This is a genomic window from Streptomyces sp. NPDC097107 (assembly GCF_044762405.1).
Classification (GTDB): Bacteria; Actinomycetota; Actinomycetes; order Streptomycetales; family Streptomycetaceae; genus Streptomyces; species Streptomyces thinghirensis.
This window is the reverse complement of the sequence record NZ_JBIWEF010000012.1, coordinates 121970-145054: the sequence shown is the minus strand read 5'-3', so window position 1 is coordinate 145054 and position 23085 is coordinate 121970. Positions and strand designations below refer to the sequence as shown.

The window sequence follows — 23085 nt, the reverse complement described above, 5'->3', positions numbered from 1 at the left end:
GGTCAGCGCCGCGTGCCGGTGCCGACGAGGGTGCGCTCGTACGGGTCGAGGACCACGCCCTGTACGGAGCTGCCGACTCCGGTGATGATCCGCTGGTGCACGAGCGGCACGACGGCGTCGCTGCCGAGGATGCGGGCCTCGGCGGCCATGGCGGCGTCCTGCCGCTTCGCGGTGTCGGCGGTCCGCTCGGCCTTGGCCACGGCCGCGTCGACGTCCTTGTCGCAGAGCCGGGCGATGTTGTAACCGCCGTCGCAGGTGTAGTCGCTGGCGAGGACGGCGACGGGGTCACCGGTGTCGACAGAGGTGTTGCGGGCCAGCACGAACGCGTCGAACTTCCCCGCCAGGGCGTCCCCCTCCAGCCGCGAGTACTCGCGGACGGTGAGCTTCACCTTGAACCCGGCCCTCTCCAGCTGCTGCTTGACCACCTGGGCGACCTCGGGCAGCTCGGGCCGGTTGTCGTAGGTGGCGAGGGTGATGGTGTCACCGCCGGCCTTCTTGGCCGCCGCGCGTCCCACGGGCTCGGTCCGCTTCCCCTCGGCCCAGGTCACGGCGGGCCCGTAGACCCCCGCACCGGGGTCGGCGTACCCCTCGTACACGTCCTTGGCGAACACGGAGGTGTCGACGGCGGCACGGGCGGCGGCCCGCAGCCCGGCGTCCTTGAAGGCACCGGAAGAGGCGTTGAAGAGCAGGCTGGTGGTCCGGGTGGTGGCGGTGTCGCGCCGCGTCTCCTCGTCGAGGGTCGCCGCCTGGGCCACCGGGATCGCCTCGGCGATGTCGAGCTCGCCGGTCCGCAGCGCGTTGGCGCGCGCGGTGCCGTCGGCGATGAAGCGGGCGTCGATTCCGGATGCCTGGGCGCGGCCGCCCCAGTAGTCGTCGAACCGGTCGAGGGAGGCGGAGGTGGCGCCGTTGACCTTGGTCAGCTCGAAGGGCCCGGTGGCGGTGCCGACGGGGTCGACGCGGCCGCTCTCGTCGTAGGCCTCGGCGGACAGAACGGCGAGGCTGGGACTGGACAGCCGCAGCGGCAGTACGGGGTCGGGCTCGGCGGTGGTGATCCGGACGACCCGCTCGCCCTGGGCCTTCGCGGTGAGGGTGACCCCTGCCAGGGCGGCGGGCGCGGGCTTGGCGTCGGTGGCGTGGGTGAGCGAGTCGGCGACGGCGGCCGGCGTGACCTCGCCGCCGTCCTGGAAAACGGCGTCGCGGAGGGTGAACTCCCAGGTCTTCTCCCCGTCCCGCCGCCAGGACTCGGCGAGCGCGGGGGCGGCACTGCCGTTGGCGTCGAGCGCGGTGAGGCCCTCGGTGACGGCGAGGCGGCTGAGGAGGGTGGCGTCGGCGCCGTACGGCGAGAGTCCCTCGGCGGGCGGGAAGGCGAGGGCTACGCGGAGACGGGAGCCGTCACCGCCGCCTTCCCCGCCGGAGCCGGAGCCGTCACCGCCTCCGGAGGCGAAACAGCCGGCTGTCAGCGGGATGAGCAGGAAGGGAGCGAGCAGCCGGGGGCGGCGGTGGGAGCGCATGGTCCTCGGATCGATCGGGGCGGGCGAGCGGGGCGGGGCGGGCGAGCGGGGCGGGGCGGGGCGGGCGAGCGGGGCGGGCGAAGGCGCAACGGACCGGAGGCTACATGACAATCATTTCCATCGAATGCCCGCGGTCTCACACCATCGGCACGTCGAAGTGCACGATCCCCTGCCCGCCTCCCGCATCCTCCCGCTCGTCGTGCACGACCTTCGCCAGCGACCGCCAGAACGGCTCGGCACCGGTGACGGCCGGGTCGGTGTGCAGATACACGGCCCGGTAACCACCGTCGGCGGCGGCGAAGGCGAGCAGCTCGTCGACGAGCCGCCGCGCCAGCCCACGGCGACGATGTTCGGGCCGGACGTACACGCGCCGTAGCTGCGCGGTCACGCCGGAGGGGTAACGCTCGGCGACGTGGCGGGGATTCGGGGGGTGCGCGGGACCACGGGAGTCGAGAGCACCGGTGGCGACGACCTCGCCGGCCGCGTCGACGGCGACGAGGAGGGTGTGCCGCTCGCGGGTCAGGTACGCCCCGGCCAGGTCGATGATGTCGCCGTGCCAGCGGGGGACGTACCCGGTGCCGAAGTCGCGGTAGACGGTGTCGAGCATGACGGCTCGGGCGGGGGCGAGGTCGTCCGGTGTCGCTGTCCTGAGGGTGTAGTCACTGATGCGCACTTGCACATCGTACGCATTTGGCCTGCCTGGCTGACCGGTGCCCTCACCGCGAGCACGGCCGACGCCGGCGCCGCCGGGCTACTGCTCCGGCAGGTGCGCGTCCGGGGCGTCCGGACGGTGGTCGGGCAGGCCCGAGCGGTCGGCCGCCTCGTGGCGCACCCGCAGGAACTCCAGGTGACGCTCGTACTGGTCGAGGCTGTCGGCGATGAGCTGTTCCCGGGTGTAACCCATCACGTCGTAGTCCTGGTTGCCCTCGGCGAGCCGGACCTCGAACCGGACGTAGGTGTCGCGCCCGCTGACCGAACGGGCCGCGAACACGGGGGTCGGCAGCTCGACGGGCCAGACCTCGTAGACGAACTCGTCGCCGGCGCCGATCGGCACCCGCAGGCCGACATGGGTGAGGCCGTTCTCCGTGGCGGTGCCTTCCAGGACCTCCGCCTGCGCGCCCTGCTCCCGCAGCTCCCGGGCGACGTCGCTGAAGGCGGGACGGCACACCTGGTCGATGAAGCGGGCGGCGGCCCGCCTGCCGGGGAAGGCCATCGCCCGGGCCAGCCGGTGCCGCCAGTTCGGTGCTCCGGGCAGCCCCTGCTGCGCCATGCGCCCGGAGAGCGACCCGGGCAGCGTGGTGACGCTCGCCTCGGTCTTCATCCGCTCGGTGCGCAGGGCCAGGTAGAGCCCGGCCATGATCAGGAACATGACGAAGGAGAAGGGGAGCCCCATGATGATGGTGGCGTTGGTGAGGGCCTGCACACCGCCCACGATGAGCATGGCGAGGGTCAGCAATCCCGTCGCGACCGCCCAGAAGATGCGCAGCCACGCGGGCGCGTCGGTCACGGGGGTGGGCAGCTCGGCGCTGAGGTTGCCCATGACCAGGGCCCCGGAGTCCGCGGAGGTGACGTACAGCAGCAGCCCGACGAACGTCGCGAGTCCGGCGCTGAACAGGAAGCCCGGGTACTCCGCCAGCAGGCTGTAGAAGCCCTGCTCGGGGACGTTCATCGCCTTCTCGCCGAACCCGGTGTTGCCGTCGCGCACGACGAACAGAGCGCTGTTGCCGAAGATCGCCAGGAAGAGGCCGGTGAACAGGAACGGGATGACCAGCGTCGCCGCGACGAACTCGCGCAGGGTGCGGCCGCGGGAGATGCGGGCCAGGAAGAGTCCGACGAAGGGCGCCCAGGCGATCCACCAGGCCCAGAAGAAGAGCGTCCACGCGTCCAGCCACTCGGTGGGCTGGTCGTAGGCGAACGTGTTCAGGGTCATCGACGGGAAGCCGCTGACGTAGTCCCCGACGTTCTGGACCACGGCGTTGAGCAGCCGGAACGGCTCGCCCACCACCAGGATGTACAGCATCAGCAGGGTGGCGAGCAAAATGTTGAGCTGGGACAGGCGGCGGATGCCCTTGTCGACGCCGGAGGCCGCGGACACCGTGGCCATCGCGACCGCGACGACGATCAGGGCGATCTGCGCGGTGAGCCCCTCCGGTACGCCGAAGAGGACCTTCAGCCCGTAGTTCAGCTGCACCACGCCGATGCCGAGCGTCACACCGATGCCGAACACCGTGCCGATGATGGCCGCCAGGTCGACGGTGTCGCCGATCCTCCCGTGGATCCTGCGGCCGATGATCGGGTACAGCGCGGAACGGATGGCCAGGGGCAGCCGGTAGCGGAAGGAGAAGTAGCCGAGCGCCATCCCCATCAGGGCGTACATGCCCCAGCCGGTGATGCCGTAGTGGAACAGCGTCCACACCACGGCCTGCCGGGCGGCCTCCAGCGTCTGCGGGTCGCCCTGCGGCGGGGCCAGGTAGTGGCTCACCGGCCCGGAGACCGAGAAGAACATGAGGTCGATGCCGATGCCCGCCGCGAAGAGCATCGCCCCCCAGGTGAAGAGGCCGTAGTCGGGCTTGGAGTGCTTGGGGCCGAGCTTGACCGTGCCGTACTTGGAGACGCCGATGAAGATGACGAACAACAGGTAGAGGGTCGCGGCGAGGAAGTAGTACCAGCCGAACCAGTGGGAGATTTTGCCGACCACCACTCCGATGGCCGTTTCGGCCCCGGTGGGGGTGATGATCGCCCACACGGAGATGGCGAGGACCAGGAGGGCCGCTCCGAAGAAGACCACGGGTTTGAGCCGCGCCTGGTTCGTCGGCGCCTCCTGTGCCGTCGTCCCGTCCGGCGCCGTCGCGGGACCAGTACCGCCGGCGTCCGTCACGGCCGGGCACCTCCTTCACCGGGGGCCGGGTCCCCGCCCGGCGTCGCCATGCCCTCCACGTCGGTCCGGGCCTCGGTCAGCGTCTTTCCGGGGTCGAGGGTCTCGGTACGGGCGATCTCGCCGGTGTCCCGCAGCGGCAGACCGTGCACCCGCGTGAGCTCGTCGGACCGCCGGCGGGTGGGCGCGCTCACCCACTCCTCCCCGGCGGAGGCACACCGGGCGGCCCGCACCGCGCGGTCCACGTCGGTGGCGTCCGCCTCGTCGACGGTGGTGACGACGGACGCGTCGTACGGGTTGATCACGTCCCGCCGCCCGCCGGCCGCCGCGTTCGTCCACTCGCCGCGGATGTACAGCTCGCCCATCCCGGGCCTCCTTCGCGTCCGACCGGTACGGGATCGGGCTGCCGGGCGGCAGCATGGCCATGGTGGGGGCGGGGGCGGCGAGGGGCGCGGGGACCGTTGCAAGCGGGTGACGAGGCCACCCGGGTGGGCTAGGAGCGCGAGGAGGTGGGGGGCCTCGACAAAGTCGACGTCGCCGACGGCTCCGGGGGCTGCGCTACCGCACCGTCACACCGCCATCGACGAGGCGCAGGACCCGACGGCCGGCGCACTGGAAGATGCTGCGGGCGCTGCTGCGCGACGAGACGTACGACGACCTCGACGGCAGCTCCGAGACGCCGGCCGGCTACCGGTCGGTGCTCAGGGGAGCCGGACCCTTCGTCAGCTCCGAGTCATCTGCGAATACCTGACGGGTGAACAGCACAGCATGTGCTTGCTGCGTTCAACCTATTGACACGTGCATTACACGGGCTTTACGTTCCGGCCATCTGAGAGCGCTCTCAGAGACTCCCCCTGTCACGACTTGAGGTGACGCATGCCAGCCCCACGCACCAGACCGGCAACCGTTCTGCTGCTGGCCTCGGCCCTGGCCGTCGTCGGTCTCGGCCCGGCCGCCGCGCCGGCGGCCGCCGCCACCGTCCCCGTAGGCTCCGGCAGTTACTCCGACACCCGACCTGCCGGCACGTCGGGCCCCACCACCAACACGGGAACTCCGGTCACGCCCAAGGTGACCGCGGCCGCCCGGAACCGGCCCTTGCCCACCAACGACTGGTGGTCCTCCCTCGCCTTCCAGCGCTACGGCGACAACCCGTACTCGACCCCCATGTACGGACACCCCCTCACCTACCAGGCCACGGCCGGCGGACTCGACGTCGGCTACCCGACGACCCCCGCGATCGTCGGCGACGGCCGCCAGTACGAGTACGCGCACAAACGCGACCTCACCATCGGGCTGACCGGCCTCAACTCCCGCGACACCAAGGCCGACGACTGGTCCGACTGGACGGTCACCCCGTACTGGTCCGACGGCGCCCGCACCCTGCGCACCACCATCGGACACGGCTCCCCGTTCGTGTACGCCAAGGGCTCCGGCGGCAACGCCCAGATCACCACCGCCGGTTCGCCCACCGTCTTCGCCGACCAGGGCAACGTCCTCGGCATCACCGTCGCCGGGCATCACTACGCCCTCTTCGCGCCGGCCGGCAGTGACTGGAACGTCGCCGGGTCCACCGTCACGGCGGGGCTCGGTTCCAAGGACTACTTCTCCGTCGCCGTGCTGCCCTCCACCGGCGCACTGGCGACGTTCAAGAAGTACGCCTACAGCTTCGTCACCGGCTCCAAGGTGGCCTGGGACTACTCCGGGGGCACCGTCAAGGCCACCTACACACTCACCACCGAGGCGAAGGAGGGCACCGAGCGCGGCACGCTCCAGGCCCTCTACCGACACCAGTGGCTGCACACCACGGACCCCCTCACCCCCTACACCTACGTCTCGCCGCGCGGCACGATGAAGGTCCGCGAGTCGGCCTCGTTCACGACGAGCCAGAAGGCCTCGGCGGTGCTGCCCGCGCTGCCCAAGTCGAACGGCGTGGACAGCGCCCGACTGCGCGGATACCTGAACGAGGTCGTGAACGCCGCCGACCCCTTCTCCGGAGCGACCGACACCTACTGGACCGGCAAGGCGCTCGGCCGGCTCGCCCAGCTCGTCCCGGTGGCCGACCAGATCGGTGAGACCGCCGTCCGCGACCGGCTCCTCAGCCTGATGAAGGGCAGGCTCCAGGACTGGTTCACAGCCGGAGGAGCGAACGAGTTCAGCTACGACAAGGACTGGAAGACCCTCACCGGCTACCCCGCGTCCTACGGCAGCGACACCGAACTCAACGACCACCACTTCCACTACGGCTACTACGTCTACGCGGCGGCGATCGTCGCCCAGTACGACCAGGCGTGGGCCGCCGACTCCGCGTGGGGCGGCATGGTCAAGACGCTCGTGCGGGACACCGCCAACCCCAGCCGCACGGACGCCGCCTTCCCCTTCCTGCGCGGCTTCGACGTCTACGCGGGCCACAGCTGGGCCTCCGGCCACCAGGGCTTCGCCGCCGGCAACAACCAGGAGTCGTCCTCCGAGTCCACCAACCTCAGCGCGGCCCTGATCCTGTGGGGATCCGCCACCGGCGACACCTCGCTGCGCGACCTCGGCACCTTCCTGCTGACCACCGAGTCGGAGTCGATCGCCCAGTACTGGTTCGACGCCGACGAGCAGGTCTTCCCGTCCTCCTTCGGACACGACACGGCCGGCATGGTGTGGGGCAGCGGCGCCGCCTACTCCACGTGGTGGACCGCCAACCCCGAGGAGATCCACGGCATCAACGTCCTGCCCGTGACCGGCGGATCACTCCACCTCGGCGGCGAGAAGGCCGCGATCCGGCGCAACATCGCCGAGATGGAACGGGAGAACGGCGGCCCGGCCGTCGAATGGCGCGACATCCTCTGGGAGTTCCAGTCCTTCGCCGACCCGGGTGCGGCCAAGGCCGAATGGGATGCGGGCCACGCGGGCTACACCCCTGAGCAGGGGGAGTCCAAGGCGCACACCTACCACTGGATCAACACCTTCGACGCCCTCGGCGCCCCGGACGCCACCGTGACCGGTGACATCCCCACCTCCGCCGTCTTCACTAAGGGAACGACCCGGACCTACGCGGCCCACAACCACGGAGCGACGGCCCGCACGGTCACCTTCTCCGACGGCAAGTCCCTCTCCGTACCGGCCCGTTCCACGGCGACCGGCACCGGGACGGGTTCGACGGACCCGGATCCCGACCCGGATCCGCCGACCGGCAACACCTTCCAGCTGCGCAACGGTGGCACCCTGACCACGGCGACCGGCGGCGCGGCGGGCAGCGACACGATCCCCTCCGGCGGCGGCGCCAACCACGACGGCACCCCGTACCAGCCCCTCGTCTACGAGGTACGCGGCGTCGACGGCACGCTCACCCCCGGGGCGCGAACCGCCTTCCGGCTCCAGGTGGACGCGGGCAGCACGGTCGGGCTCGGCCAGCAGGCCCGGGTCAGCTACGACTTCACCGGTGACGGCAGCATCGACCGGACCGAGACGTACCACTACTTCGCGACCGACCCGGTCACCGGGTGGGAGGAGTACACCCAGGCGCGCGGGCTGAAGGCGTCCACGGGCACACCGGCCGATCTCAAGGACGGCACCGTACGACTCGAGGTGTGGAGCGCCATCGGCAACGGCACCTCAAGGCTCCAGACGGGCACGGACAAGTCCGTGCTGGTCATCCCCTACAGCTGAGGCGGCGAGCGCCGTGCGACGGGGACCGGCATCCGGTCGGGCCCCGTCGCACCGGCATGTCCGCCGCCCGCGCCCCGCGCCTCAGTCGTGCGCGCGGAGGGCACCGAGCAGCATCGGCAGGGACGCGCGCAGTTCGCGTTCCCAGTACGGCCAGGCGTGAGTGCCGGGGCCGTAGAAGCGGGTGGTCACCTGCTTCGCGCCGACGCGCCTGAGCTCGGCGGCCAAGGCATGGTTCTGCCGGTTGAAGTCGGCTTCCAGGGCGCTGGTGCTCCCCGGCGCGTCCAGCGGCCCCGTCGTCCCGTCACCGCAGGACAGGTACACCGGTATCGACCTGAGCCGCTTCGCGAGGTGGAGGGGGTCGTGGGCCTGCCAGATCCGGCGTTGTGCGACCGGGTCGCCCCAGACGCGGAGGGGGTCGTTGTTCCGGCCTGCGAAGAAGCCCATGAGGCGGGCCACCGACTCGCCGTCGAGGAGGGGGTGGGCCGAACCGGAGTAGGAGGCCGTGGCCTTGAACATGCCGGGGTGGCGGGCGGCATAGAGGAGGGCACCCTGGCCGCCCATCGACAGGCCGGCCACCACGCGGTCGCGGCCTGCGCCCCAGTCACGTTCCAGGAGGCGGCGCAGCTCCACCGTGTGGAAGGTCTCCCACGCCGGGTCGCCGCCCTCGCCGTGGTTCCACCAGTCGCTGTACCAGCCGTTCCAGCCGGCCTCCGGCATGACGACCAGGACGTCGCGCAGGCTGTCGGTCTCCGCCACGTCGGTCATCGCGGTCCAGGAGCTGTAGTCGCCGCAGCAGCCGTGCAGCAGCCAGAGGGTGGGCCAGTGCTGTCGGTGGCGTCGGTCGTGCGGGTTCCAGCCGTCGGGGGTGAGGAGGCGGACCTCGACCGTGCGGCCGCCCAGGGCCTGCGACCGGACCGACAGGTCGATCTGCCGGTCCGCGACCTGGGTGACGGCGACGACTTCGGCGCCGGTGCGGGTGATGTCCGGTTGCCCCGCGGCCAGTGCAGGGGCGGTTGGCGCGAGGGTGGCCAGGAGAACGGCCAGGACCAGGAGGAACCTGGCTCTGAGGTAGGACAGGGCGATGGGCACGTTCGCGAACACGGCGGCTCCCTGGAGTGGGTTGCTGTTGGTCGCGCTGTGGTGCGTAGGGGGTCTTCGTGCGGAAGCTAGGAGTCGGTCCTGTGGCTGCGGGGCAGGACCAAGAGGGCTTCGCCGACGGTGCGTTCGCCTGCCGCGTCCGAGGGGTCGTTGATCACGGCGCCGTTCGCGACCATCGTCGTCGAGCCGCCGCCGTCGAGGTTGACCGCGTCCCGCAGGCCCAGGGACTTGGCGACCTCGGCGCTCTCTTCGATGGTGAGCCCGAGGGAGTTCGTGCTGCGGCCGTCGGCGGTGACGAGGACGGTGCGGCCGGCGGCGTCCACTCCGGCCAGCGTGCGCGGGTTGCGCTTGTGAACCCAGCCGTAGTACCAGCTCGGGCCTCCCGGGTGGACCATGCCGTCGGTGGCGGGGGTGATGTGGAGCCGGCCGTCGCGGACGAGTTCGGGGCCGGCATTGAGGATGTCGGTCCGGGGGGAGGGTGAGACGCGGTGGCCGCGTTCGTCGAGCAGGGTGGTGCTGACGCGGAGTCGGTGGCCGACGTGTGCCAGGGCGGTCAGGTCGGCGACGCGGTCGCCGGTGGCCTGGACGGAGCTGCCGCCCGGCGGGAGCGTTCCGCCTCGTGGTGAGCGCAGCTCCACGACCCGGTCGTGAGCGTCCAGTACGGCCTCCAGGCCTTCGCCCCGGGGCGTGTGCCGGCCGTAGTCCGGTGTGAAGGTGACCAGCTCGTCGGGGTTGGTGCAGGTCACGTCGTGCAGGGGCAGCGAGGTGGGCGCGTCGCCCTCGGTGCCGCCGCAGTTCCGGATCAGGCCCGGGACGCGGTTGACGCCGTTCAGGTGGAGGGTGGCATCGCGGCCGGTGACCCGGCCTCGCCAGGTGAGACGCGTGACCTGCGTTCGCCGGCCGTTGTCGTGGATCACCAGGCCGGGACGTCCGGCCACCGGTTCGCTGAGCAGGCGTCCGTCGTGCACGCCCACTCCTGCCGGGTCGCCCGGTGCGCCCGCCTCGGGGTCGAGGACGAAGAAGCCGGCGTTGACCGCGGCGGTCGCGTCGGCCGACGCCGCCAGCGCGCTGGTCATCTCGCGGTTCTCCAGGTCCGGGCCGTACGACGCGTCGAGGCTGCCGCGGAAACCGCGCGGGTCGATGGTGAGCACGTCGACGTGCCATGGGCCGCGGTCCGCGGCCTCGCCGTCCCAGCCGGTGTACACGGCGGATCCGGTGTGCCCGGCCGCTCTCAGGCGTGCGCGTTCGGACGTCGCGGCGGCCTGTGAGTCGTACGTCCCGACGCGGACTCGCCAGCCGAGGGTGCCGCCCGCGTAGTCGGCCGTCTTCGGTGTCGTCACCTGTTCCACGCGGGCCCGGAAGCCGTCCCGTTCCAGCTCGGCGGCCAGTTCGTCGGCGCTTGCCCTGTCCTTCAGGGCGGTGGGCGGCGCGTCGGGGTCCGGCGAGGTGTCGCCGCCTGGGACGGAGACCTCGACCGTCCAGTGGAGGGCCGGGTCGTCGGCGCTCCCGCGCACGATACGGGTGAGGGTGACGCCCGGCTGGAGGGTCGTGGTGGTGCGGGTCTCGGGCAGGTTCGAGGGACCCAGCGGCAGGGTGTGCGGTTTCGGTTGTGGCGCCGGGGACGATGCCTGTGCCGGCAGTGCGCCCACCGTGACCAGAACGCCGAGGACGGCACCCGCACCGCACAGTCTCTTCTTCATCTGCACCGCCTGGATCGAGGACCGGGGACGAACACGCGCCATCCTCTCCGCTCACCGCTGACCCGGACGTGGACAGCCGCCCAACGTCCACTGCACAAGTAGCGACGTCCACTGCACAAGTAGCGACCGGTTCCGGACCGGCGTCAAGGTCGCGGCCGGCGTCCGGAGCGTTGTCAGTGGTCGCCGATAGATTCGGTCTCGTTCCGCCGAGGTGGCGTGGACATCCCCTTTCGCATGCATGGGAGATGGTGCGTTGTCCGTCTGGGAGAAGTCGAGCACGGCGCGGGTGGTGCCGGCCGCGCGGCCGCGGAAGCTCGCCAAGGTGCCGTTCGTCGAGCTGGCCGACGGGCGGTTGCAGGGTGTGGTGTCCAGTGGGTCGGACATCGGGCGGGTGTACGTGTCCTCGGTCGCGGCGGGGTCGTACGCGTATGCGTGCAGCACCAACAACAACCGTCCCTGCGGCGGGGCGCGCGGCTCGTTCTGCAACCACATACGCGCGCTCGTCGGCGAGGCCGTGCTGCAGTACGGGGCCGAGCGCGTGGCCCGCTGTCTGAAGGTCGAGGCCGGCGACGGGGAACCCGACGCGCACTCGCTCACCTCCGCCATGACGTCCACCCGGCCCGGGTCGGACGGCACTTCCGCGGCGGCCCAGGTGTTCAGCCGGTTCCTGCGGCATCTCGCCTATCTCGAACTTCCGGCCACCACTGGCCCGTTGCCCGAGATGCAGTGGTTCCCGACGGCCGGCTTCCCGACGACCGGGGCGGTGGCCGCCTGATGCGTGTCGATCTGCTCTCCGATGACGTCGACGGGCTCGACGAGGCCCTCGCGGCCGTGGACGGTGTCGACGAGGCTCTCGTGGGCGGGCTGCTCCGTCCGCGGCCCGCGCAGGCCGGGGGTCTGGCCGGGATCGCCGACGCCGTCGCCGGGACGCCGCTGGCCTCGCGGGTCGCCGAGGCCGCCGCCAAGACGGCCGCCGGGGCCGGCGACGAGGGGCACTTCGTCGCGCTCGCCGCCGCCCGCACCGCCCTGCTCGGGTCGGTGCACGACGCGCTGATCGCCAGGGTGGCCGAGGCCCTCGATCGGCCGGGAGTGGTCGATGCCTCCGCCGGTTCGGTGGCCGGCGAGGAGCATGCGGTGAGCCTGCTGGTCGCCGCGCGCAGTTGGCTGTGCGATCTGGCGCGGGCCGGCTGGCGGGGCATCGACCACGAACTCGTCGGCGGGGCCGCCCCGGTTGTCTCCGCGATGCTGCCCGACCCGGCGCTGCGCCGGCTCGTCACGCTCCTCGACGGGTTCGCGGCGGAGCTGGCCGCGTCGTGCCCCGGCGCGACCCTGGAGCGGGTGCCGGTACGGCGGTGGGCCGATCTGTGGTCACGGGCCATGCTGTTGACGTTGCCCGGGGCCGCCTCCGCGCCCGCCGTGGGCGAGGTGACCGGGCGGCTGCTGCCGCTCGGTGTCGACGTCCAGGAGCACGCCACCGCCGTGCAGGCGCAGGTGCACGCGGTGTTCGAGCCCGCGGACGGCGGTACGCCACGGCTGGTGCGGGCCTCGGCGTCCGCGCCGAAGCCCGACACGGTCGTCGGGGCCGGTCTGTGGCAGCTCCTGCGACCACACATGTCCCTGCTCGCCGCCGTGAGCGAGGGGCGCTCCATGGACCTCGACGCGATGCCGGTCACCGCCGAGGGCGATCTGGTGTGGGACGACGCGCGTGCTCGGACGGGTGAGCCCGCCGACGCCTTCGTCACCGCCCGGGTGGCCCTGCCCACGGCCGCTCCGTTCGACGTGTCGCCGCTGGACCGGCATCCTGCCCGGATCGCGGTGCCCGTCCTGGTGGAGGGATACGGCGTGGCGGACGGGGCCGACGGAGTCGTGCTGGAGGTCGCCGGGGGCCGCCTGGGCATCGACGCCGGCCACGTGCCGGCCGCCGGGCCGCTCACCCCGGAGGTCGTCGGCTCGTCCACCGCTTGCCTCGGTCTGCTGCGCTGGGACGGCGGGCGGTTCCTGCTCCAGCCGCTCGCCGTCGAGCGGACCGTGCGGAAGAAGACCGTCGCCGTGCACGCCGGGGCCTGGGCCGGGGGGACGACCGACAAGGCCGGGGCCCGGGCCGAGAAGGCCGCCACCGACGCGGTCACGGTGCTGCGCGAGCGCGCCGGGAAGCTGCTGCGGAAATGACCCGGCCCACCAGCGGGGACGTCCCCGCTCCCGACCCGCACGACAACCGGCGCCAGGTCCTCTACTGGCGGCTGCTGGCCCGGCTCTTCGACCCCGAGGAGCAGGCGACCCTGGAGTCGGCGAGCCTCGCCGTCGTCGAGGACATCGGTCTGCCTCCCGCGCTCCTCGACCCCGGCGCGTCCGTCGGCTCCGTCGTGCAGCGGCACCCGGAACTGGCCGCCGAGTTCGACGGGCTGATGGCACCCGAGCCGGAGGAGGACGGGGCACGGGACCGGGCCGCCGAGGTGCGGCGCGCGGCGCTCGCGTCGAAGGTGCTGCTGAACGTCTTCGCCTCCCGCCCAGGCAACGTCACCGCCGAGCAGCTGGCGCGCTGGCAGTCCGACGCCGAGTGGTTCGAGCGTGCCCTCGGCTGCCGGCCCGGCGAGCTGCGCGGCGGGCGGGGCGGGCAGGGCGGCGGCACCAAACCGGCGGGGACCGGTGGCGGCGTCAGCCCGACCGGCACCGGGGGCGGCGGGCACACGCCCGACCTCAGCCGCCTCATCCCCGCGATCGGGCCGGAGCTGGGCTCCATCGAGGCCGGTCTCGTCAAGCGCATGCAGCTGCGCGAGGTACTCGCCGACCCCGCCCTGGCCTCCCGGCTGACGCCGAGCATGTCCCTGATCGAGCAGTTGCTGCGGGACAAGAACAACCTGTCCGGTGTGGCCCTGGCCAACGCCAAGGCGCTCATCCGCCGTTACGTCGACGAGGTCACCGAGGTGCTGCGCACTCAGGTGGAGAAGTCCACGGTCGGCGAGCTGGACCGGTCCGTGCCGCCCAAGCGCGTCTTCCGCAACCTCGACATCGACCGGACCATCTGGAAGAACCTCACCAACTGGAGTCCGGAGGAGGAACGGCTCTACGTCGACCGCCTCTACTACCGGCACACCAGCCGCAAGACGACACCTCAGCGGCTCGTCGTGGTCGTGGACCAGTCGGGTTCCATGGTCGACTCGATGGTCAACTGCACCATCCTGGCCTCCATATTCGCCGGACTGCCGAAGGTGGACGTCCACCTGATCGCCTACGACACACAGGCGTTGGACCTCACTCCCTGGGCGCACGACCCGTTCGAGACGCTGCTGCGCACCAAGCTCGGGGGCGGCACCGACGGCACGGTCGCCATGACGCTCGCCCAGCCGAAGATCTCCGAGCCGCGCAACACCGTCGTGGTGTGGATCTCCGACTTCTACGAGTGGCGTCACCAGGAGCTGTTCGACAGCATGGCCGCCGTTCACCGGTCGGGCGCGAGGTTCATCCCGGTCGGCTCGGTGACCAGCTCCGGGCGCGGCAGCGTCAACCCGTGGTTCCGGGAGCGGTTCAAGGACCTCGGCACACCGGTGATCTCCGGTCACATCAAGAAGCTCGTGCACGAACTCAAGACGTTTCTCACCTGATCGCGAACACGCCCTTCATGCCGTTCGTGTCGTCGTGATCACCGTACGGAAAGGCCTTCCCCTCATGTCCGACCTGCTGCGCGCGCCCGCCGAGATCAAGTATGCCGAGGAGCTCGACTGGCTGGAGTCGATCGACGACAGCCCCAAGCCGTTCTCCTGGCGGCTGTCGCCGAAGATGGTCCGTCTGTTCGTTCTCGGCTCCGAGCGCTCCGACGGCCTGGACCGCGAGGTCTCGCAGAAGTGGTTCGGCGACCGCAGCCTCGTCGAGCGGTCCATCGTCACCCTCGCCTCCGACCGCGGTCTGCTGCTCATCGGGGACCCGGGGACCGGCAAGAGCTGGCTGGCCGAGCTGCTGTCCGCCGCGATCAGCCGCAACTCCACGCTGGTGGTGCAGGGCACGGCCGGCACCACCGAGGACCACATCAAGTACTCGTGGAACGTCTCCATGGTCATCGCCAAGGGGCAGTCGCGGGAGTCGATGATCCCCTCGCCGATCATGACGGCGATGGAGGCCGGATCCATCGGCCGTTTCGAGGAGCTGACCCGCTCCACGAGTGACGTGCAGGACGCGCTGATCTCCATCCTCTCCGAGAAGTACATCTCCGTGCCCGAACTGGAGAGCGGTGCCGGGGACGACAACATCGTCTTCGCCAAGCCCGGCTTCTCGATCATCGCCACGGCCAACAGCCGCGACCGGGGTGTCAACGACCTGTCCTCCGCGCTCAAGCGCCGTTTCAACTTCGTCCGCATCCCGGTCGTGACGAACAGGAAGAGCGAGACGGAGATCGTCCGCTTCCGCACCGAGGAACTGCTGCGCCGGCACGCGATCGACCTCGACGTGCCGCCGAACCTGCTCGACGTGCTCCTGCAGAGCTTCGCCGACCTGCGTGCGTCCGCCGCGGCGGCCGGCAGCGACGACGAGAAGCTGGAGTCCGCGCTGTCGACGGCCGAGCAGATCGGCGTGCTGGAGGACGCCGTCCTGCACAGCAACTTCTTCGGTGAGCGCGCCCTGACCGCGCGCGCCCTCGCCTCCTCGCTCGTCGGCTCCCTCACCCGCCGCGAGCCGGAGGACCTGGCCATCCTCAACAAGTACCTGCACGGTGTCGTCGAGCCGCGCAGCAGGGAGGAGGGCGGCTCATGGCCCGAGTTCCTGGAGGGCGGCCGCGACGCGATCGCCACGCTGTCGTGAGTACGCCGCAGGAGAGCACGCCGTTCGCCGCGCTCCGTGGGCAACTCCAGGAGGCGGCCGCCACGTTCGCCGGCGGACCCGACGCCTTGGAGGGCATCCTCCTAGGCCTGGTCGACGACGTGGACCGCGCGGTGCGCGAGCCGCTGGAGATCTTCCCCGTCTGTCACCACTCCCCCGCCTCGGCGACCGCGATGGCCCGGCGGCTGCGCGAGAAGCAGCCAAAGGTCGTGTACCTGGAGCTGTGCGAGGACATGGCACCGCTCCTGACCGAGCTGCGCAACTGCCGGCTGCCGGTGGCGGTACAGGCCTTCGCCGGTGACGTCGACGGCTTTCCCGCCGAGTGGGCACCGCTGTCGGTCGTCGCGCCGATCACCGAGGCGTCCGCCGAGTACCAGGCCATCGCGTACGCGCTGGACACGCCGGGTGTGGAGCTGGTCCTGGTCGACCGCTCCTCGGACCACGTCTTCCAGTGGGACAGCAGAGGCGAGCCGGCCCGGGAAGCCGCGACGGAGGGCGCCGTCCCCGCGGCCGGTACCGGGACCGAGCCCGAGGCCGGGCTGCACGGAGAGGCCGTCGGTGTCGAGATCGGCGACCTGCGGCCGCGCTTCGCCGAGTTGGAGGAGCACCTGCTGCGGCACGGCAAGGTGCGGCACTGGTCCGAGTGGTGGCACCAGTACGTCGAGGTGCCGCTCGGCGACAGCTCCGGCGGCCATACCGCCGACCACGACACCTACCGCCAGGTCATGTTCCTCATCGGCAGCCTGTTCCGGCGGCTCGCCCCCGGCGACGGCGCCCGGGTCCGGGTGGACGAGGACCGCGAACGGTACATGTGGACCCGGATGCGCGAGCACCTGAGTGCGACCGGGGCCGATCCGGCGGACTGCCTGTACGTCTGCGGGGCCTTCCACGCGGCCAGCCGGGTCGCGGAGTTCGGGGTGGACGGCACCGACACGTTCACGATCACCCCGCGTTCCGCGACCGCCTGGCAGTACGGGCTGATCCCCTCCAGCCACGCCGCGATCGAGGCGCAGTTCGGCCTCGCCGCGGGGTTTGTGTCGATCGCCTCGACGGAGTGGGCGAAGAGCCTCAAGCGCACGCGGGTGCAGCCCTACCGGCTGGCGGGTCAGGCCGGTGGGAAGTCCTCGTCGAGGAAGGCCGCCGCGAAGAAGGCCTCGGCGAAGCAGCCTCCCCGGAAGAGCGCCACCGTCCCGCCGCCGGAGCCCGACGACGCCGCGGACCGGCTCTCCGGCTTCCTGCGCCGACCGCCCGTGCTCGACGGGCTGGACGAGGCCGAACTCCTCGGCTGGTCCGTGGACATCGTGCGCGCGGCCCGGCGCAACGGCTACCTCGCCTCCACCGCCGACGCCATCGCGGTCTTCGAGACGTCGATCCTGCTCGCCGGCATGCGGGACCGGGCCAGGCCGACGCCGTACGACTTCCAGGACGCGGCGGTCACCTGCATCGAGAAGGACGCCGTTCCCGGGCGGCGGGACGTGCGGCGCCTCGTCGAGATCATGATGGGCGGCGACCGTATCGGGCAGGTCGGCTACGAGGCGCTGCCGCCACTCGCCCGGGACGTGCACGACCGGCTGGAGCCGCTCGGGCTGAAGCTCCAGCAGCGCGGCGTTCAGCGGGCGCTGCTCGACATGGTCTCCCGGCCGGAACTCCAGGCGTGCTCCGACGTGCTGTGGATGCTGCGACGGCTGCTGCCGCACGGGGCGGCACGGCCGATCATGGGTGAGCGGCGGCTCGGTGAGCGTTCGATCCAGGAGTCGTGGGACCTGGCGATCGGCACCCACCAGCGGGCTCTGATCGAGCTCGGCTACGAGGGCGTCAGCATCGAGCAGGTCCTGGAGCAGCGGTTGCGGCGCGACGCGTACGGGCCGCAGGCGACGACGGCGACCGTGCTGGCCGCGGTCGAGGACGCGACGCTGTACCTGCGCAGCCCGCGCCTCGCCGACGAACTCGGCACCCACGCGCTGAAGGTACTCGCCACCGAACGCAGCGTCGACGGCGCGCCGGAGGTGCTGCGCCGGGTGCGGGCGCTGCTGGCGTACTACCGGACCAGCGAGCCGGTGCTGCCTCCGTGGGTCGAGGCGTTCGTCAGGACCGGATACGCGCACTACTGCACGCTGCTGCCGACGGCGTTCCGGGACGAGGAGGCGACGGTCGGGCAGGTCGCGGCGATGCTCGGCTTCCTGTTCAGCATGGAGAGCCTCGCGCTGTCGCTGGGCTGCGACCGTGCGCAGCTGGAGCTGGCGGTCGCCCAGTCGCACCCCGACGATCCGTCGAAGACGGCCCTGCTGTGGGCGGCGCGGGTGCAGCTCGGCACCCTGTCGCGGGCCGAGCTGCGGGCCCGGTGCGACGCGCTGCTGGACAACCCGCTGGTGGTGCCCGCCTACCCGCGCTATCTCAGCGGCTTCGTGCACGCGCTGGAGCCCGTGCCGGGGCTGGCGGACGTGGTCGTGGAGGCGGTGTCGAACGCGTTCGGGCGGTTGCCGGACGCGGTGCTGCTGCCGTGGCTGCCGCTGCTGATCACGACCTTGCGGTCCGGTGCCGGGGAGCTGGCCCCGCTGCTGATCCGCGAGGCGGGGCGGATCTTCCCGGGCCGGCTCGCGGAGCTGGACGCGTGGGTGCCGCCGTGGCGGGCGGCTCCGGCCCTGCCCACGGTCCGCCGGACGGAGGCCGAGGAGCCCGGCCGCCGGGGTGCCGCTCTGCTGACGGCGCATCCGGCGACCTGCGACGCGGTGGCGGAGCTGTTGGGCTGCGCCGGGGAGTGGGCGCGCCCCGAGGGCACGGCCGGACCGGGGCCGTCGGGTGCCAGGCTGCCGGCCGCCCATCCGGCTACCTGCGACGCGGTGGCCGGCCTGATCGGCTGCGACGGAGAGTGGGCCACGAAGGACACTCCCACCACCGCCGGTGCCGCGCTGACGGCTCGCCATCCGGACGCGGCGACCGCCTGGGAGTCGCTGCTCGCGAGAGCCTGACGGCGAAGACCGGGCCCCGGACCGGCCGGGGCCCGGCCACGCCTCCGCGAGCGTGCCGCGTGGCACCCGACAGGCGAGCCCGCCGGGACACACCCCAACAAGCGAGCCCGCCGGGACACACCCCAACAAGCGAGCCCGCCGGGACACACCCCAACGAGCGGGCATGCGCGGACGCACCCGCACAAGCCTGGGCTCCCCTGCGCCGGCCCAGGACGGACATGCCGGGACGACGTCCGAGCAGCCCAGGCCGCGTCGCCGGCGCCGGGACGGGCTGCCCCCTCCCGTCGGGAGCGGGCAGCCCCACGCGCTACTGCGCCGGCGTCGCGGTGACGGCGGCGGCGGTGGGCGCCGGCGCGTAGCCGGTGGGGCGGGCGGTGAACGTTCCGCGGCCCTGGGTACGGCTGCGCAGCCGCGTCGCGTAGCCGAACAGTTCGGCCAGCGGCACGGTGGCCGAGACGACCGCGGCACCGGCCCGCGTGTCGGAGCCGGTGACCCGGCCGCGCCGGGCGGCGAGGTCGCCGAGCACGCCGCCGACCGCGTCCTCGGGGACGGTGACCGTCACCTCCACGACCGGTTCCAGCAGGACCATCTTTGAGGCGCGCAGGGCGTCGCGGAGACCCAGCCGGCCGGCGGTGCGGAAGGCCGTGTCCGAGGAGTCCTTCACGTGGGTCCGGCCGTCGGTGAGCGTGACCCGCAGGCCGGTCACCGGGTGACCGCCCAGCGGGCCCTCGGCCAGGGCGTCGCGGCAGCCGGCTTCGACGGCCCGCACGAACTCCTGCGGCACGCGCCCGCCGACGACCGCCGAGCGGAACACGAAACCTCCTTCCTTCGAGCCCACTTCCGCGTCCTCCTCCCACGGCTCCACGTCGAGCACGACATGCGCGAACTGTCCCGCCCCGCCGTCCTGCTTGACGTGCCGGTGGACGAAGCCGGTCACACCTTCACCGACCGTCTCGCGGTACGCCACTCCCGGACGGCCCACGGTGACCTCCAGGCCGTGCTCGCGCCGGACGCGCTCCATCGCGACCTCCAGATGGAGTTCGCCCATGCCCGACAGGACGGTCTGGCCGGTCTCCGGGTCGGTCCGCACGGCCAGCGAGGGGTCTTCCTCGGTCAGCCGGGCCAGCGCCGAGGCCAGCCGGTCGGTGTCGGTGGAGCGCCGGGCCTCCACGGCCACGTGCACGACCGGTTCGGCCACGCCCGGAGGCTCCAGGACGAGCGGGGCGCCCGGCGCGCACAGGGTCGAGCCGGCGCGCGCGGACTTCAGCCCGACCACGGCGACGATGTCCCCGGCGACCGCCCGCTCCAGCGGGTCGTGGCGGTCGGCGCGCACCCGCAGGAGGCGGCCGACGCGCTCGGTGCGGCGGGTGCCCGCGTCCCACACGGTGTCTCCTTTCTCGATGGTGCCCGAGTACACCCGCAGGTACGTGAGCCGTCCCGTCGGGGTGGCGTTCACCTTGAACGCCAGTGCCACCATCGGCGCCGCCGGGTCGGCGGGCCGCTCCTGCTCCGTGCCGTCGTGGGTGCCTTGTACCGGAGGTACGTCCAGCGGGGACGGCAGGTAGGAGACGACGGCGTCCAGCAGCGGTTCGACGCCGCGGTTGCGGTAGGCCGAACCGCACAGCACCACCACGCCGTCGCCGCCGCGGGTCAGGTCGCGCAGCGCGTCGGTGAGGGTGACCGCGGTGAGCGCCTCCCGGTCGCAGAACTCCTCCAGCGCGGCCGGGTGGCGTTCCGCCACGGCCTCCTCCAGCAGTCGCCTCCGGTGTGCCGCCTCCTCGCGCAGGGCGTCGGGCACCGGCCCCTCCTCGGCCGTCTCCGCTCCGTCGGCCCACACCAGGGCGCGCATGCGGACCAGGTCGACGACGCCGGTGAAGCCGTCCTCGGCGCCGATGGGCAGTTGCACGACCAGGGGGGCCGGGTGCAGCCGCTCGCGGATCGAGGCGACGGCACTGTCGAGGTCGGCGCCCGCGCGGTCCATTTTGTTGACGAACGCGATCCTCGGCACGCCGTGCCGGTCGGCCTGCCGCCACACCGACTCGCTCTGCGGCTCCACACCGGCGACCGCGTCGAAGACGGCGACCGCACCGTCCAGCACGCGCAGGGAGCGCTCGACCTCGTCGGCGAAGTCGACGTGCCCCGGGGTGTCGATCAGGTTGATCCGGTGACCGCCCCAGGAACAGCTGACGGCCGCGGCGAAGATGGTGATGCCGCGATCGCGCTCCTGCGGATCGAAGTCGGTGACGGTCGTGCCGTCGTGGACCTCGCCGCGCTTGTGGGTGGTGCCGGTGGTGTAGAGGATCCGCTCGGTGACGGTGGTCTTTCCGGCGTCGACATGGGCGAGGATGCCCAGGTTGCGGACGGTGGTAAGGGGTTTGGTGTGGTTGCGCACGGCCCGTGGCCTTTCGCTGATCTGTGGAACCGATCTGTGCACAGGGGGGCGCGATTCCCGGGAGGAGGTGCTGAACGGGGCGACGGCCCGCCGTGTCACGGCGGGCGTGAGGACTGATGCCGGGAGGAACGACCTCCAGGGCTCACGCCGCGTCAGATGCTCGTCGCGGGCTTCCGGTGCCGGCCGCGCAGCGGACACCGGACGGCCGAAGACACCAGGATCACCTCGTACCGGGACGGGGGAACGACGGCAGCGGTGCGGATACGCACGGCCCGGCTCCCCTCACTCGGTGTGTCGACGTGGACTCGAACTTGACGTCGATGTCGATGTCGATGTCGATGTCGATGTCGATGTCGATGTGAGTGTAGGGAAGCCGGGCCGGGTGCCGCATCGCCTTTTCGTCAGGTGCCCGCACAACGCGAGATGCCGGCCGCAATCTCTCCCGGCCGGCATCTCGTCTCTGCCTGATCTTGCATCTTGTCTCTTGTGTCCGAGGGGGGACTTGAACCCCCACGCCCGATAAAGGGCACTAGCACCTCAAGCTAGCGCGTCTGCCATTCCGCCACCCGGACCAGGTGTCTGTCGCTGCGCGAGGCGTCCCCGCGGCGACATGGACAACCATACCAAGGTTTCGCAGTGCCTTTCACCTGCGTTTCCTTCCCCTGAGCGGCGGTCCGGGACCGGCGGCCCCACTGCGCCTAGGGTCGCACCATGAGTGACTGGCTGGTTACCCAGAGCCCGCTTCCGCGTCGCCGGCCGCGGGCGTTGTCGCCGCTGAGGGAGCACCTGCGGGACACGTTCTGGTTCGCGCCCACCGCGGCCATGGTGGGCGTCTTCCTGGTGTGGCTGGTGGCCCAGGAACTCGATGCCGCCCTCGTCCGGTCGCTGCGGGACGACGGTGACTACGCCACACTGGCCGAGCTGCTGAGGTTCGCCAACGACGCGAAGACGGTGGTGTCCGCGGTCGGCTCGGCGATGATGACGTTCATCGGTGTGGTGTTCAGCATCTCGCTGGTCGCCGTGCAGATGGCGAGCGGGCAGTTCACCCCGCGGGTGGTGCGGTTCTTCGTCCGCAGCCGGATCACGAAGGCGACCTTCGCGGTCTTCCTCGCCACCTTCGTCCTGACGCTGCTCGTCCTGACCTCCTACGACAGCGGCGCCGACCCCGACGTCGTCGCATCGGTCCCCCTGGTGCAGTCGGTGCTCACGCTCGTCATGGTCGCCCTGAGCCTGCTGCTCTTCGTGATGTATGTGAACGCGACGCTGCGGTTGATGCGGGTCAGTCATGTGATCGCCCGGATCGCCGCGGAGTCCTTCCGGGTGGCCGTGCTGATGCCCGTACCGGCGGACGGCGGGGGGGGCGCCCGCCCTCGGGTCCGCGACCGCGTGGATCGCTCACGACGGGCAGGCCGGTGTGCTGCGGGACGTGCACATCGCGCGGCTGGTACGGGTGGCGCGCAAGCACGGCGTCGTGCTGCGGATGATCCCGCGGATCGGTGACTTCCTGGTGCCCGGCACCCCCGTTCTGGCGGTGCACGGCGGGCCGGCCCCGCCGCGCCGGGCGCTGCGGTACGCCCTGTCCGTCGGGGTGGAGCGCACCTTCCACCAGGATCTTGCGTTCGGACTCCGCCAGCTCTCCGACATCGCGCTGCGGGCGCTGTCCAGCGCGGTCAACGACCCGACGACCGCCGTGCAGGCCCTGGACCGTGTCGTGCAGATCCTGGCCACCCTGTCCCGGCGGTCGCTGGACGCCGTCGCGCACCGGGACCGGCGCGGGGCGGTCCGGCTGGTGCAGCCCGTGCCGGGCTGGACCGAACTGGTGGATCTGGGGTTCGCCGAAATCCGAGCCTTCGCCGGGGGAGCGCCGCAGGTCACACGACGCATGCTGGCAGGTCTCGACGACCTGTTGCTGCTCGCTCCGCCGGACCGGCGCGAGCCGCTGCTGCGCCACCGCGAGCTGCTGCGGCAGGCCGTCGAGCGGTCTGTGCCGGCCTCGGCGGACCGGACCTTCGGCCTTCAGCCGGACCGGCAGGGCATCGGCTGACCGTCGGACGCCCCGTGCGCCCGGCGCACGGCC

General features: G+C 72.0%; 13 protein-coding genes, 1 tRNA gene and 2 pseudogenes. 8 read left to right on the top strand and 8 right to left on the bottom strand.

What is annotated here, in order from left to right; translation table 11 throughout:
* Nucleotides 1-2: 2 nt before the first annotated feature.
* The 4 genes from ACIQ1J_RS27320 to ACIQ1J_RS27305 form a co-directional block, all read right to left on the bottom strand.
* Nucleotides 3-1511, bottom strand: a complete 1509-nt coding sequence (locus ACIQ1J_RS27320) for an ABC transporter substrate-binding protein (protein WP_403560861.1) — start codon at nucleotides 1509-1511, stop codon at nucleotides 3-5.
* Between the two features lie 136 nt (nucleotides 1512-1647).
* On the bottom strand, nucleotides 1648-2184 hold the full coding sequence (locus ACIQ1J_RS27315) for a GNAT family N-acetyltransferase (RefSeq protein ID WP_403560859.1): 537 nt from the start codon (nucleotides 2182-2184) through the stop codon (nucleotides 1648-1650).
* Nucleotides 2185-2262: 78 nt separating this feature from the next.
* Nucleotides 2263-4389 carry a choline BCCT transporter BetT gene (gene betT / locus ACIQ1J_RS27310; protein ID WP_403560857.1) on the bottom strand — a complete coding sequence of 709 codons (2127 nt, stop codon included), beginning with the start codon at nucleotides 4387-4389 and terminating at the stop codon, nucleotides 2263-2265.
* Nucleotides 4386-4751 carry an aldehyde dehydrogenase family protein gene (locus ACIQ1J_RS27305; protein ID WP_403560855.1) on the bottom strand — a complete coding sequence of 122 codons (366 nt, stop codon included), beginning with the start codon at nucleotides 4749-4751 and terminating at the stop codon, nucleotides 4386-4388. Before ACIQ1J_RS27305 ends, betT begins: the two co-directional genes overlap by 4 nt.
* Nucleotides 4752-4883: 132 nt before the next feature.
* Here ACIQ1J_RS27305 and ACIQ1J_RS27300 point away from each other — a divergent pair.
* A pseudogene (locus ACIQ1J_RS27300) lies at nucleotides 4884-5104 on the top strand (hypothetical protein); the annotation flags it as partial.
* Nucleotides 5105-5262: 158 nt separating this feature from the next.
* Nucleotides 5263-8040: a glycosyl hydrolase gene (locus tag ACIQ1J_RS27295; protein WP_403560853.1), complete on the top strand. Its 2778-nt coding sequence runs from the start codon at nucleotides 5263-5265 to the stop codon at nucleotides 8038-8040.
* An 81-nt stretch (nucleotides 8041-8121) separates the two neighbouring features.
* Here the strand turns inward: ACIQ1J_RS27295 and ACIQ1J_RS27290 are convergent, their stop codons facing one another.
* Both ACIQ1J_RS27290 and ACIQ1J_RS27285 read right to left on the bottom strand, forming a co-directional pair.
* Nucleotides 8122-9141, bottom strand: coding sequence for an alpha/beta hydrolase (locus ACIQ1J_RS27290; protein WP_403560851.1), 1020 nt, complete (start codon nucleotides 9139-9141; stop codon nucleotides 8122-8124).
* Between the two features lie 65 nt (nucleotides 9142-9206).
* A complete protein-coding gene (locus ACIQ1J_RS27285) occupies nucleotides 9207-10838 on the bottom strand; it encodes a phosphodiester glycosidase family protein (protein WP_403560849.1) in 1632 nt (543 codons plus the stop codon).
* A gap of 253 nt (nucleotides 10839-11091) precedes the next feature.
* Here ACIQ1J_RS27285 and ACIQ1J_RS27280 point away from each other — a divergent pair, with 253 nt between their 5' ends.
* The 5 genes from ACIQ1J_RS27280 (at nucleotide 11092) to ACIQ1J_RS27260 (ending at nucleotide 18616) form a co-directional block, all read left to right on the top strand.
* A complete protein-coding gene (locus ACIQ1J_RS27280; protein ID WP_403560847.1) occupies nucleotides 11092-11613 on the top strand; it encodes a hypothetical protein in 522 nt (173 codons plus the stop codon).
* Nucleotides 11613-13007 carry a hypothetical protein gene (locus ACIQ1J_RS27275; RefSeq protein WP_403560845.1) on the top strand — a complete coding sequence of 465 codons (1395 nt, stop codon included), beginning with the start codon at nucleotides 11613-11615 and terminating at the stop codon, nucleotides 13005-13007. The genes ACIQ1J_RS27280 and ACIQ1J_RS27275 overlap by 1 nt, the downstream gene beginning before the upstream one ends.
* Nucleotides 13004-14440: a VWA domain-containing protein gene (locus ACIQ1J_RS27270; RefSeq protein ID WP_403560843.1), complete on the top strand. Its 1437-nt coding sequence runs from the start codon at nucleotides 13004-13006 to the stop codon at nucleotides 14438-14440. Before ACIQ1J_RS27275 ends, ACIQ1J_RS27270 begins: the two co-directional genes overlap by 4 nt.
* A 64-nt stretch (nucleotides 14441-14504) precedes the next feature.
* On the top strand, nucleotides 14505-15629 hold the full coding sequence (locus ACIQ1J_RS27265) for an AAA family ATPase (RefSeq protein ID WP_403560841.1): 1125 nt from the start codon (nucleotides 14505-14507) through the stop codon (nucleotides 15627-15629).
* Nucleotides 15578-18616 (top strand): hypothetical protein, encoded by a 3039-nt coding sequence (locus ACIQ1J_RS27260; protein ID WP_403560839.1) that lies wholly within the window; start codon nucleotides 15578-15580, stop codon nucleotides 18614-18616. Before ACIQ1J_RS27265 ends, ACIQ1J_RS27260 begins: the two co-directional genes overlap by 52 nt.
* 307 nt (nucleotides 18617-18923) lie before the next feature.
* Here ACIQ1J_RS27260 and fusA read toward each other — a convergent pair whose 3' ends face one another.
* Both fusA and ACIQ1J_RS27250 read right to left on the bottom strand, forming a co-directional pair.
* Entirely contained in the window at nucleotides 18924-21008 is a 2085-nt protein-coding gene (gene fusA, locus ACIQ1J_RS27255; protein ID WP_403560837.1) for an elongation factor G, read from the bottom strand.
* 487 nt (nucleotides 21009-21495) lie between these two features.
* A tRNA-Leu gene (locus ACIQ1J_RS27250) sits at nucleotides 21496-21580 on the bottom strand.
* 139 nt (nucleotides 21581-21719) lie between these two features.
* Between ACIQ1J_RS27250 and ACIQ1J_RS27245 the strand changes: the two are divergent.
* A pseudogene (locus tag ACIQ1J_RS27245) lies at nucleotides 21720-23052 on the top strand (DUF2254 domain-containing protein).
* The last annotated feature ends 33 nt before the right edge of the window (nucleotides 23053-23085 follow it).